This is a genomic window from Methylobacterium sp. Leaf113 (genome assembly GCF_001423325.1).
GTDB lineage: Bacteria > Pseudomonadota > Alphaproteobacteria > Rhizobiales > Beijerinckiaceae > Methylobacterium.
Map to the genome: position 1 here is coordinate 1 of NZ_LMNJ01000016.1, position 12,343 is coordinate 12,343.

8 protein-coding genes and 5 pseudogenes are annotated in these 12,343 nt (G+C 58.7%); 5 read left to right on the forward strand and 8 right to left on the reverse strand.

What is annotated here, in order from left to right:
- Nucleotides 1-303 precede the first annotated feature (303 nt).
- Both ASF60_RS12175 and ASF60_RS12180 read left to right on the forward strand, forming a co-directional pair.
- A complete protein-coding gene (locus ASF60_RS12175; RefSeq protein ID WP_056184712.1) occupies nt 304-543 on the forward strand; it encodes a DUF6894 family protein in 240 nt (79 codons plus the stop codon).
- Nucleotides 544-1,014: 471 nt separating this feature from the next.
- Nucleotides 1,015-1,218, forward strand: coding sequence for a hypothetical protein (locus tag ASF60_RS12180; RefSeq protein ID WP_056184824.1), 204 nt, complete (start codon nt 1,015-1,017; stop codon nt 1,216-1,218).
- 300 nt (nt 1,219-1,518) lie between these two features.
- On the opposite strand, the gene ASF60_RS25275 is transcribed toward ASF60_RS12180, so the two are convergent.
- The 6 genes and pseudogenes from ASF60_RS25275 to ASF60_RS12200 form a co-directional block, all read right to left on the reverse strand.
- Entirely contained in the window at nt 1,519-2,307 is a 789-nt protein-coding gene (locus ASF60_RS25275; RefSeq protein ID WP_244478406.1) for a glycoside hydrolase family 16 protein, read from the reverse strand.
- Between the two features lie 11 nt (nt 2,308-2,318).
- Nucleotides 2,319-2,834: pseudogene (locus ASF60_RS25280) on the reverse strand (hypothetical protein); the annotation flags it as partial.
- A 1-nt stretch (nt 2,835) separates the two neighbouring features.
- Nucleotides 2,836-3,462 (reverse strand): annotated as a pseudogene (locus ASF60_RS26175) (hypothetical protein); the annotation flags it as partial.
- A 1-nt stretch (nt 3,463) separates the two neighbouring features.
- Nucleotides 3,464-3,712 (reverse strand): annotated as a pseudogene (locus ASF60_RS26180) (calcium-binding protein); the annotation flags it as partial.
- A gap of 736 nt (nt 3,713-4,448) precedes the next feature.
- A complete protein-coding gene (locus tag ASF60_RS26020; protein WP_156634059.1) occupies nt 4,449-5,537 on the reverse strand; it encodes a cadherin-like domain-containing protein in 1,089 nt (362 codons plus the stop codon).
- A gap of 438 nt (nt 5,538-5,975) precedes the next feature.
- Nucleotides 5,976-7,820 carry a sensor domain-containing diguanylate cyclase gene (locus ASF60_RS12200; RefSeq protein ID WP_056184831.1) on the reverse strand — a complete coding sequence of 615 codons (1,845 nt, stop codon included), beginning with the start codon at nt 7,818-7,820 and terminating at the stop codon, nt 5,976-5,978.
- A gap of 409 nt (nt 7,821-8,229) precedes the next feature.
- Here ASF60_RS12200 and ASF60_RS12205 point away from each other — a divergent pair.
- The 3 genes and pseudogenes from ASF60_RS12205 to ASF60_RS12210 all read left to right on the forward strand — a co-directional run.
- A pseudogene (locus ASF60_RS12205) lies at nt 8,230-8,931 on the forward strand (IS5 family transposase); the annotation flags it as partial.
- Nucleotides 8,932-10,293: 1,362 nt separating this feature from the next.
- A pseudogene (locus tag ASF60_RS25660) lies at nt 10,294-10,522 on the forward strand (EamA family transporter); the annotation flags it as partial.
- Nucleotides 10,523-10,690: 168 nt separating this feature from the next.
- The gene (locus tag ASF60_RS12210) at nt 10,691-11,290 is read left to right on the forward strand and encodes a cysteine hydrolase family protein (protein WP_056184833.1); all 600 of its coding nucleotides are present in this window, start codon (nt 10,691-10,693) and stop codon (nt 11,288-11,290) included.
- A gap of 138 nt (nt 11,291-11,428) precedes the next feature.
- Here ASF60_RS12210 and ASF60_RS26185 read toward each other — a convergent pair whose 3' ends face one another.
- A complete protein-coding gene (locus tag ASF60_RS26185; protein WP_443136757.1) occupies nt 11,429-11,929 on the reverse strand; it encodes a DUF6894 family protein in 501 nt (166 codons plus the stop codon).
- 52 nt (nt 11,930-11,981) lie between these two features.
- Nucleotides 11,982-12,320 carry a hypothetical protein gene (locus tag ASF60_RS12215; RefSeq protein WP_082507920.1) on the reverse strand — a complete coding sequence of 113 codons (339 nt, stop codon included), beginning with the start codon at nt 12,318-12,320 and terminating at the stop codon, nt 11,982-11,984.
- Nucleotides 12,321-12,343 lie beyond the last annotated feature (23 nt).

A 12,343-nucleotide genomic window follows, 5' to 3' on the forward strand; every position in this document is an offset into this window, starting at 1 on the left:
CTCCAGGAGTTACGACGTTTGGGGCTGGTGGTGTTCAAGGAGAGGCGTGTCACCCTACCCGATGTCGCTGCCATCAAGGCCTATGCCGGGTTCAATCCGAACTACCTCCACCTGCATCCCAAGGCTCCCCCGTACCCCGCTATGTGAGGTATCAGACATTCTCTCACGTGAGGTAAGCAACTTCCATTTGTTAGTATTTTCCGCCAAACTGACGCCTATGATGTAGCGCATCGCGGCCATACCCCCGGCCTTCCGCGCCTGTGAGACCTCGTGTGCTCCCGCCTGCTGCGCGTGGAGAGCCCTGTGCCTCGCTACTTCTTCGACATCCATGATGGCCAAACGCTTCGCGACGACGAGGGTATGGACCTCGCTGGCCCTGAAGAGGCCGCTCGTCACGCGAAGTCGGTCCTACCCGAGATCGCAGCGCACGAGGTGCCAAAAGACGGCGAACACCAAGCCTTCTCTGTGCTGGTGACGGACGAAGACGGGCATCCCATCTACTCGGCCGCTTTGACCTACACGGGCACGTGGCTGATCCGGTGACTGGGTCCTCCGTCTGCTGAAGCAATCAAGTTGCAGACGCTAAGAGCCGAGCACACCTGCGACCATGATGCCGGTACCGCTACTCGGCCGCTTCTCTAGGAGGCTCGACGGAAACTGCGTTCCGAAGGAAGGCCAGCACTTTCGCTCGATCCTGCTCATGCTCAAGCATGAGCCAGAGCCTTAGAAGTTCGGTTGTTTCGTCTGGGGCATGGCCGGAGGAAGCTGTGAACGTCGAGACTGGACAACCAATTGTCTCGGCGATCCTTGCCAATATGAGTGCGGAGCGATCGCCCATCCCCTCAGCTTCATCGCCTACGAGCATAGATCTATCCCAGGCAACCAATTGTTGTTTACCCGACATAAGAGAGTTTTGTTCTGAAATCAAACCGAGAGGTGTGCCAAATTTAACATCCGGCAAGCTCACGACCTCGTGTATATCTCTGCCCAATCATCGGTTGAGGCGCGTTTGTGATGGACGAGGATCAGCGTTTCGAGGCCATGGCTGACGCATGCCTGAAAGCCCACGAAGCAGTCGTTGAGATGGGCACACCCGCGATGCTTGCGATGACGCGCTGCCTATTATGGCAAGTTGGACAGGAAATCATCCAGCGCGAGGAGCGCCGGAAGCAAATGCTTCATCATGCAGAAGCCCAACCGCGAGATGACATTCCATAAGCGCGTTTATGTGAATGGCTGCTCCCCACCCTCCTCAGACACTGCCGAGACCAGCGAAAATTGTCAGCAAAACGATTGTTTTACCGACAAAGACCAGGCATATTTTGGAAGACGGATAAGATGACGAAGCACAGAAAACCCGGCAGCCAATGAAACTGCCGGACTGATGCGTGTTGAAAGTTCAGTTGAACGACCTGGGTCTACAGAAGGTCGTCGTTGGCCCAAACTCGGACGTAGTCGACGTTCAGCTGCGTGGTCGGCATAGAAGCGTCGTACTTGCCCGGCCAGCTGCCGGTNGGTCTACAGAAGGTCGTCGTTGGCCCAAACTCGGACGTAGTCGACGTTCAGCTGCGTGGTCGGCATAGAAGCGTCGTACTTGCCCGGCCAGCTGCCGGTATCACCCACGGCCAGATTGACCAGCATGTACATCGGCTTGTGCATATCCGCGGGTGTGGCCAGCTCGGCGACTTTCGCGCCGTCGATGTACCATTCCAGCGTGTCCTTTTGCCAATCGACCCCGAAGGTGTGGAAACCTTCCGTCAAATCTGCCGTCTGCACCGGCGTACTGGTCAGCCTCTGGCCGGCGACCGTGGAGTGCACCGACGCGTAGGCGGTGTCCTTGTCGTGGCCTAGGAACTCCATGACGTCGAGTTCGGTCGTACCAGTGCCGTCGGCGTTCAGCATCCAGAAGGCCGGCCACATGCCCTGGCCTGCCGGTAGCTCGGCACGGATTTCGAAGTAGCCATAGGTCTGGGCGAACGACTTGGCCGTGGTGAGCACACCCGAGGTGTAGGCCAGGTCCAACGGGTTGCCGTCGTGATCCGGGGCCGCCGTGATGCTAAGAACGCCGTTCGAGACCGAGAACGGGTTCGTGCCGACGGACTTGTCGGAGTAATACTGCGCCTCGTTGTTGGACCCCAGGGTGCGGTACTCACTGCCGATGCCCAGCGAGCTCTTCCACACCGTGCCTTGGCCATTGGCCGAAGCGCTGAGGGCGTTGAACTCGTCGGAGAAGCTCAAGCTCATGCCCGGATGCGACGGGTCCGCTGGCAGGGCGAAGTCGCCGGCCTTGAGGTTCGTGAGTGCCACGTTCTGCAAGGTCAGCGTCTCGCCGCCGCCGAGCGCGATGACGGTGTCCGACCCGACCTGACGAAGTCGCCGGCCTTGAGGTTCGTGAGTGCCACGTTCTGCAAGGTCAGCGTCTCGCCGCCGCCGAGCGCGATGACGGTGTCCGACCCGACCTGACTGGCCGCCATCTTCAGCTCGGCGAAGCTGTGCAGGTTGACCCCCTCCATGCGGACCTTGTCGACGCCGGAGGTGAAGTCGGTGATGACGTCGCTGCCCTCGCCCTTGGCGATGACGAAGATATCGGCCCCGCCGCGGCCGGTCAGGATGTCGTTCCCGGCCTTGCCGTTGAGGGTCTGGGCGCCGCCATCGCCGGTGATCATGTTGTTGAGGCTGTTGCCGGTGCCGCTCTTGGCGTTGCTGAAGATCAGGTTCTCGACGTTGTCGGGCAGGGTGTAGTCGCGCCAAGCGATGATGACGGTATCGACGCCGCCGCCAGGCGCTTCGACGACCTGATCGCTCGATTGCCAGATGTGATAGGTGTCGTCGCCNGGTGTAGTCGCGCCAAGCGATGATGACGGTATCGACGCCGCCGCCAGGCGCTTCGACGACCTGATCGCTCGATTGCCAGATGTGATAGGTGTCGTCGCCGGCACCGCCCTTCAGAACCGCACCACCCTTGTTCCAGCCCCAGATGTCGTCGTGCCCGGCCGTGCCGCTGAGGGCCTGGACGCCATTGTTGGCCTTGATCGTGTGGGTCGGTGTGGCACTCGTGCGAGCTGTCTCGCCCGTCTCAGCCGGCGGCGCAACCACGACGGGCGTTTCTGTGACTTCTTCGAAGACAAGATCGTCGGATGTAAGCGAATTTCCACTATGGACAGCGTTGAAGCGACCGACCGTCGCGCCGTTCTCACGGATCTCGTAGGTGTGCAGCGTACCCTGTCGGCTGATCTCAATCACGCTGGCATCTGTGGCAAAGCCTTGAAAGACTAGCGTATCCCCGCCCGAAGCGCCGGCCCCTTGGAAGTCAGTGATGCGGTTGAGGGCCGTTCCCGTCGACGTGGACGTGCCGGCCAAATCGGCCTTGCTGAACACAAAGAAGTCCGCCCCGGCCCCGCCTGTTAGGGTGTCGACGCCGAGCCCGCCAGTGATGGTATCATCGCCACCGCCACCATTGATNGGCCTTGCTGAACACAAAGAAGTCCGCCCCGGCCCCGCCTGTTAGGGTGTCGACGCCGAGCCCGCCAGTGATGGTATCATCGCCACCGCCACCATTGATCGTGTCGTTGCCTGACGCACCGATGATGATGTCATCGCCATCCCGGCCGGCGATCAGCTGCGCGCGCGTCCCGCGTGACGATACGTCGATCCGGTCCGCGCTTGCAGTACCAGCCGTATATTGTGAACGTGATGAAGTTGCATCAGTCATTATTTATTTAAGCTCCAAATTACACGGAGCATACATAGAATACTGCACCAAATATGATACTCATTCAGATATTTCATAAGTATCAAATCAAGTTTAGCTGACTATTTATGCCTATATACGATCATTTTGAATCTCTAACGCAAATTTAAAAAAAATTATGCTCACAATCGTGTCATAAAATATTATATTAACATCGAAAAGTATTACGGCACAACAAATCATAAAAATATTTTTATTCCAGAATATTCATTTACCACTGCCTCTAGATAGAATAGTTGCTCGATCTAAAAAATTTTATAAATTAGCGATTCGATGATTATCCTTAAGATCTCAGACGATTTTAAATTCATTTAATACAATTTTGCGCAATGCCCTGTTAATTTTATATATTTGGGTCTAATTTGATATGAATTCACAACATTGAATAGATATCAATATAATTGTATTCAGTATTCCTATCCGAAGTGTAGTCGCTCTAAAATTACTTAAGCTAGGACAAGCCAATGCTCGGCATGCAAGAGAAACGATCAGATACCCGACATTACTTAGCTATGCACTTCGCGCAGGCGTAGCCTTTGCGAGGCATGCCGGTGATGAGCGGCTTGGAATGATCGTTCAGGGAGGACTTCTGCCTGTCCACTTTCGGGCGGGTGATGGGCGAGGCGGACGTTGCCTTTCAGGATCTGCATGCCCGAAGACAAGGGACCCGGACTGAGCCGGGTCCCTCCTCCGAGGGTCAGGCGAAGGCGTAGTCGCTGGTCGTCAGCTCCTGACCCAGCGCACCGCCTGCGCTCACCAGGAGCTGCCCCTCCGACACTCCCGCCGTATCGTGAACCTCGTACACTCGCGCATTGCCCGAGGTACCGACCAGTTCCAGCGTCGAGCCTGCGGCAAAGCCCGTGAAGCGGATCACGTCGCCCCCAGCCTGGCCCGCCCCCTGGAAGTCCACGATCAGGTCGGTGGCACCCGTCACAGCGAGGTCGCCGCGTGTGATGTGGAAAGTGTCGTTGCCCGCCCCGCCACCCATGCGGTCGATACCAATGCCGCCCGTGATGCTGTCGTTACCGGCCCCGCCCGTAATGATGTCGTTGCCTGAACCACCGTTGAGCGCGTCATTGCCAGCGCCGCCCCTCAGAGTGTCGTTACCCTCTAGGCCAGCAATAAGAACACGCGTCGTTGCCGTGGCATAATCCAGCGTATCGGCGCTCGCCGTGCCCCTGAAATAGGTTCCTGAAGGTGTGGGTTCTTCTACTGGCGTAACGGTGAGATCAACCTGCTGCTGGACGACGCCCCCGTCGGAGATTGTTACATAGGTCAACGTGAAGTTATCGGACCCAAAGTAATCCGGCTCGGGGATGTAAACGATATTCGCCGTCGGACCACCATTTACAAGTTCTAGCACGACTTGTCCGTGCTCAGGCTGATCAAACTCGGTTTCACCGCCCAAAGCGGACAAATCTGTCTGCGTAACAACGATGCGTGTGTCTTCGGCCAAGGTGAGTGCGATCGGGGTCAACTCATCGGCCTCGACGTTGATCGTCACCGTGGCCGTATCAAAGCCGCTACGCCCGTCTGAGATGCTGTAGTTAAAACTCGCATTCCCTACAAAATAGTCATCTGGCCTGAATACGATTACCCCGTCTTCTGGCACGTAGAAAGCCGATCCATTAGAAAATCCACCAATTCCGGTGACAACTAGACTATCCCTATTCGCATCAATGTCGTTGAACAATATTTCTGCTGTTCGGATAACAAGCGTATCACCGGCTTTAGTGGAAAAAACATCGTTTTCGGCGTTCGGGGGTGTATTCGCTGAAGCGGCCATTCGAAGTTCCTCTGTGGTAGAGTACCACCCAGAAGGAAACGCGAAATCTGTAAAGGGTGGGCTGGGAATTAGTGTACCATTGGCCGAGCGAATGCAAGATGGTTACTATTTGATCTATGTTAAAACTCAAATGAAAAACCGGCGATTTTTATCGCGTAACGTCGGTGATATTGATTTTTGGAAAGGAGTGGATCTGATAACTTAGTGTTGCCTGTCCCGGAGGGGATCTTGCTTACATCATGGATCAGTCGGGACACCGCGACCCACGAACGATCGTCGGATCTGTGCTGCGGGCGAACGCCTTCAAGGATCATTCGGGGAGCGGGTTTCTGTAGGCGCTACCTACTCGCCGGTTTCAACCGAGACGCCAGAACGCCTCGACGGTCTGACGGACGAGGCCGCGTAGCTGTTCTTCCAATAGCCTCCTCGCGTCGACGTTTACGCTGCGCTGCTCTCTATCAGCTCGTGAGCGCGGAACGTGTTCCGGCCTGCAGCCTTGGCACGGTACAGCGCGGCGTCTGCGCACTTGAACACCACATCTTGTTCAAGACCGTGGTCTGGCATCAGCGCGATACCAATGCTGAGCCCGACCAAAATTTTGTGTTCCTCGAACCAGAAAGGATGTCCAACTGCCGCGATAAGCCGGTTCGCCAAAGTTACTGCATCTTCAAGCCCATTCAAGCCAGTCTGGAAGATTACGAACTCGTCGCCTCCTAAGCGCGCCAACGTATCCTCGGTGCGGATGGCTGACTTTAAGCGCTTGGCTACCTCGATGAGCAGTGCGTCGCCTGCAGGATGACCGAGGTTATCGTTGACCTGCTTGAAGCGATCTAGGTCGAGGCAGAACAGGGCGAGCTTCTTACCATCGCGGCGAACCTCCGCCAGCTTCTGCTCGAATTGCTCTCGGAACAGGGCACGGTTCGGAAGGTTCGTCAGCGTGTCGTGGCGTGCCAGGTGTGCCAGTCGTTGCTCGGAGCGCTTGCGCTCGCTGATGTCGAGGTTCAGGCCGACGATGCGGGTTGCTTCGCCAGTTGCTGGGTCGAAGACAACGCGGCCAAAGCCGAGAAGCCAGCGCTCACACCCATCGGCCCTATCAGAGAGAAGCCGAAACTCGGAAGCGTAGGTAGAGCCCGCCGTGACGGCTTCCTCAACCTTTGAGCGGACAGCTTCGAGACTTTGTGGATAGACCAGCGCCTTCCAGTCCTCGATGCTAACTTCGAGGGTGTCATCCTCGCCTAGGCCGTCCGGCACCACCAAGCCCAGCATGCGTGCACTCGGAAGCGGGTACCGGACAAAGCCCGTCTGGAGGTTCCAGTCCCAAATCGCAGCGCCCGCGGCCTCCTGCGCAAGGCGTAGGAAGTCCGCCGTTTCTTCAAGCTTGTGCCGCGCCTCGACACTGTCGTGGATGTCCAAGGCCGTTCCGATCCAGCCTGAGACGCCGTCGTGCTGGTGGATCGGGAGCATCATGAGCTTGTGCCAGCGGTAAGCCCCGTCGTGGCGCCTCAAGCGCCCTTCGACTTCAAAGGTCCCGCCCTGAGCGAGTGCGGTCCTCCAGGTCCGCTCCATCCGCTCCGCGTCGTCTGGATGGTTATGGTCCAAGCGCTCCTGACGGGTTACGCCCGCCGAGCCATAGTAGGTCCGAAACGGCTGGTTGGTGTAGGTGGCGCGCCCATCCTCCGGCCGCATAACCCACACCATCTGCGGAAGGGCTTCGGAGAGGGCACGGTAGCGGCGCTCGCTCTCCAGCAGGGCAAGTTCAGCCTGCTGGCGTGCCTTAGCTTCGGTCTCGTTCAATTGCCGCGCCATTTGTAAGCGCAGATGGGCCACGATGATCTTGGCAAGGGTCTGCAACTGCAGCTGCTGCTCGACAGAGAAGCTGCGCGGCTTCGTGTCGATGATGCACAGAGTGCCGACGCGAAGGCCCGGGTTTAGACTGAGTGGCGCCCCCGCATAGAAGCGGATGTGCGGCGCACCGATCACCAAAGGGTTTCTCGCGAAGCGCTCGTCCTTGACGGCATCTTCGACCACCAACACCGCATCGGACAGAATGGTGTAGTTGCAGAATGCCCCCTCACGACCCGTGCCGTCGACATCCAGACCGCAGTAGCCTTTGAACCACTGACGGTCTTCTTCGATCAGCGAAACGAGGACGATGGGAAGTCCGAACAGGACGGAAGCTGTTCGGCAGACAGCATCAAACTGCTCCTCGTCTTCCGTGCCGATGACCCTTAAGGCACGCAGAGCGCTAAGCCGTTCCGCCTCGTTTAGCCCGATAGGGAACATGACGGGTGTGCCAGATGCGAGAGCTGGATGGCTGAGGCGCCATCCAGATAACCCTATCGTCCGGTGGGTTAATGCTCGCTAACCAGCGCGCCGTCGCCTTTTCGATAGAATATAACACTTTAGGTAGTGGCCTGTGAAAAGCCAGATCTCTAGCGCCCCTCGCTGATGGGAGGGATCGGGTGGACTACCCGGTGCGTCAGCAATCCATAGCGTCTTTCCGCGAGATTAAGAATTTCCCGTATTTTGGGTCTGTACCGTGAGGGGGAGGGGCCGCTTGTCGTCGGGCATAACCCGTCGAAGATCCTCTCGGACAATCCCAGCGCTAAACGGTTTTTCGATGAAGCAGACCGTATCCGGCAGATCACCTGGAGCGGGCGTGTGATGGCCTGAGGCCACTACGATACCGATGACGGACGAGGCGCTGGCGGCCCTGAGCGGGTCTTTCTCGGCGCTCTATGCGGCCCGGATGGGCCGTCCGTCGATCCCGCCCGAGATGCTGCTGCGGGCCATGCTCCTGCAGGCGTTCTACTCGATCCGCTCGGAGCGGCAGTTGATGGAGCGGCTGGAGTTCGACCTGTTGTTCCGCTGGTTCGTAGAACTGGGCATCGACGATCAGGCCTTGGACCATTCGAGCTTCACTCGGAACCGGAACCGGCTCCTGGCCGATGAGATCGCGGCCCAGTTCCTGGCCACCGTGCTGGCCCGGCCCCGGGTCAGGAGGCTTCTGTCCAGCGATCACTTCAGCGTCGACGGTACGCTGATCGAGGCCTGGGCCTCGATCAAAAACTTCAAGCCCAAGGATCAGGGCGGCAACGATCAAGGGAAAGATCCGCCGCCGTCCGCCGGCGGGCGCAACGTCGAGGTCGACCTCAGGGGTCAGACGCGCTCGAACGAGACCCACGAAAGCACCACAGACCGAGAAGCCCGCCTCTACCGCAAGGGTCCGGGGATGGAGGCCAAGCTCTGCTTCATCGGCCATACCCTGATGGAGGACCGCTCGGCCCTGATCGTGGACACCCGCCTGACCTCGGCGAACGGTCACGCCGAGCGGATCGCGGCGTTGTCGATGATCGAGCCGAGGGCGGATCGGCCCAAGGCGATCGCGGTCGGGGGTCCACTTACCACCGCTATTAGGCCGACGATCGGCAACTTGGTGCTGGAGGCACGGACATTGCCTCGCTGCGGACCTGTTCTTGGTACGCAGCCATGGAATCGCCCCTCAACCCATTCTGGCTTGGATTTTACACCTTCAATCACGGGTTGAGCTTGGATGCCTTTCCATTCCCTCACGGATCGAGCGACGCTCAATTCTCGGACGAGGGCTTCACGCTTGCGCAAGCTCTTGTGCACGGCAGGAGGCGCTCAGGTCTGCGATAACCAGCGGTGCAAGAGGAAGAGCCTCCCCTTGGCCGCCGGGCTGACGCTCTTCGCTTGGGGGCTTGGGTCGCGCCAGCAAGTAGGAGACTACATTCTTTTTGCCGACTTCCAACGCGAGCGAAGCCAACGGCGCACTGCGCTCGCTGACCTCGTCGTTGGGCGTTCCTCCGCAGGACTGTGCCGTCCCTTCGGTTGCCCTCCATGTCTGCTACCTGCACGATAACGTCAAGGCGACAAAAGTGCTTAGAACCATTGTGCGGGTAGGAGTGAACTCCGCCCGCCCCTTTGGGTTGGCTTGATACAGCACGGCGATAGGGTCGCGGCGTTGTAGCTCCTCCCAGGGCGATTCCAAGACTTCGGGCCGTCCTCTAGGGCGGCCCCTTTTCGTTCAAGCGTTCCATCGATGCAGAGAACGCATACCATAACCTGTCTCCGAAAGACGATCGTTTTCCTGACCATTGAGGCTACTCAACTTCGATCGACAACTAGTAAAGGATTTGCCGTCCAGTAACCGCGTCAGCTTTTCATAAGTCGGAAAATGGATGATAATCAAGCAGCTCTTAGACATTAGCAAAAGCTGTCTGCCCACGTTTCCTATGGTGCGCGCCAGTGGAACACGTTGATTAATATAAGCTAGGGACGAACGGCGAGGCTATTCACCTCTCCGCTCTGAAGTAAATAGTTTAATGCAATTCATCTTGTTCGTATTCTCTGTACCGCTCGACTGCCTGGAAGAAAATCTTTCCATGCCCTACCGAGATTTGAGACCGTTTCCTACGGTGGGTACTAAGCGTTAGACTCTAGACAGGGTGAAATCGAACTGTCGCAGGGGTTTCCGAAGCGTGAAAGCGAGCGGTGGGCCGTAATCCCCTCCCACATCCCGCATACGCGGGGATGGCCGAACGGCCGCCCGAAGGCGAATTTTGCGCTCGCATTCCAAGCCATATACGAGATCCGAACGCCCCTCAAACGAGGCACCCGCATTTTCGGGCACTGAGGCATCTTGATGTCGAAAAGGCATTCAGGGAGCCGGAACACCTTTGAGCCGGCTCCAGCACCTTTAAACCGCCTTTAATTTCGATCCTGGCGTATGAGTGTTGGCCTCGGCCCCTCCCTCGTGTCGCAGCTCTGTTTCATACGCGGTGTGGAAATGATTGGCCCGAACTGAGCAGGCATCTTCGTGAACCTGCTGCCGGTGTTCGGCGCCATATCGGCCGCGTTGCTGGTCGGGGAGCCATTTCGCCTCGACAATGCCGCGGCGCTGATGCTCGACCTCGGTGGGATTCATCGCCGAACGCTTTGGAGCACGTCAACGAGCAGCTTGATCGCTGCACCTTCGATCTTGATAGGTCGACGCGAAAACCGGAGAGGACGTGTGCCGAGGTGATCACACCCGACCTTCCGCCAAGATGCCTTCTGATCTGTCAGTGGTAGGGTCCGCACCACACGTGGATGACACCGCGAAAATCGAGCGGTGTCGGAGGAGAAACACAATGTCGGATATTGCGACGCTGCGCGGCCTGTCCGGTCTTGGCACGGAGCCTCCATCACTCAAGGGGTCGGCCCTCGTGATGATCGACCTGCAGGAAACCTATCGACAGGGCGTGATGCGCCTCGAAGGCATCGAGCCCGCCATCCGGGAAGCCGCCGCCCTACTTGCGCGGGCGCGCGGCGCTGGCATCCCGATCATCCACATCCAGCACGATGCTGGGCCGGGCTCACCCTACGACGTTACGGCCCCCATCGGTCAGATTAGCCGTGAGGTGGCCCCCCAGGGCAGCGAGTCGGTGATTATCAAGGCTTATCCGAACGCGTTCGTCGGGACCGATCTCCAGGAGCAGCTGGAGATGGCGGGGATGAAGGACATCATCTTGGCAGGATTCATGACGCACATGTGCATCAACTCTACCGCGCGTGGCGCCTTCAGCCTTGGGTTCCGACCCACCGTAGTTGCTTCAACCACGGCGACCCGCGACCTGCCTGCGCCGGATGGTTCAATTGTCCCAGCTGCGCGCCTTCAGGTAGCAAGCCTTGCCGCACTTACCGACCTTTTCGCCGTGGTCGTAGGCAAGCAGACCGATATCCCCGTTTGAGGTTCGTCCCGCATATGAACGTAGCGGTACGGCTCCGGGATCACGGTCGGCATGGCGTCGTCCAACCAACGCTTGTTCTCTGCCACCAAGAACCATGGCCGCTTGAAGCTCTCGTAAGACCGAATAAGGCCGGACTGCTCACTGCCCTTTGGGGACGTGGAGCGGACCGGCTCGTTCCGCCCCCAACCGGCCGCTGCAAGAGCTTCTGCATCGGGGCGCCATCCGGTTGGCCGAGCGTCGCCTGACTATCGTCAACTTGCTATCGCCGACTTCGCTCCGGTCTACTTCAGCCCCAGCGGCGAGATCGCCTAACCGGCGCGTCGCGCGGACGGTACGAACCATGTGCCGGTCACCGTCACGGTCGCGCTGTAGGCGACATGCCCATCGGCATCCCGGACGGACGCGGTGAACCTCTGATCGTCCCCCCTTGGGCACGGCTTCTCTCGCGATTTCGCCCAGGGTCTTCAGGACCTCGCTACGACCGGTCTCCAAACTCGGGCAATCAAAGCCTTCCTCGTCCCGGAAGTATGTCTGATCGTTCAGAAAATCGAAATAGAGACGGGGCATCGTGCGTCCTCGAAGCGTGGTACCGGGGCGTGGAAGCACCACAGCACGTCCGACAAGAACTATCGCTGCCATGGATCAAGGAAGGGCGGTTTGGTCGGGTAGCCGACGCTAAGCGCCGCTTCGCTTAAGGCGGGGCAGGCTTGCGCTCCTCGGCCATGATCCGCTGGAGGTGTTCGTGGCTAATCCCGGCGCTGAACGGCTTCTCGATGAAGCAAGCCGTGTCCGGCAACTCACCCGGGGCCGGCCTCTCGTGGCCGGAGGCCACCACCACGCTGACGTGCGGGTGATCCGAGATGACCCGGCGTGCCAGGGCGAACCCGTCCAACGCGCCCTGGAGCCCCACCTCCGTGAACAGCAGTGTGAGTTCGTGGCCGTGGCGCCAGAGGACGTCGACGTCCATGTCGGCCGTCGCGACGTCGAGCACCCGGAAGCCCGCTTCCGCCAGAATGTCCCTGGCGTCCATCCGCACGAGGACGTTCCCCTCGA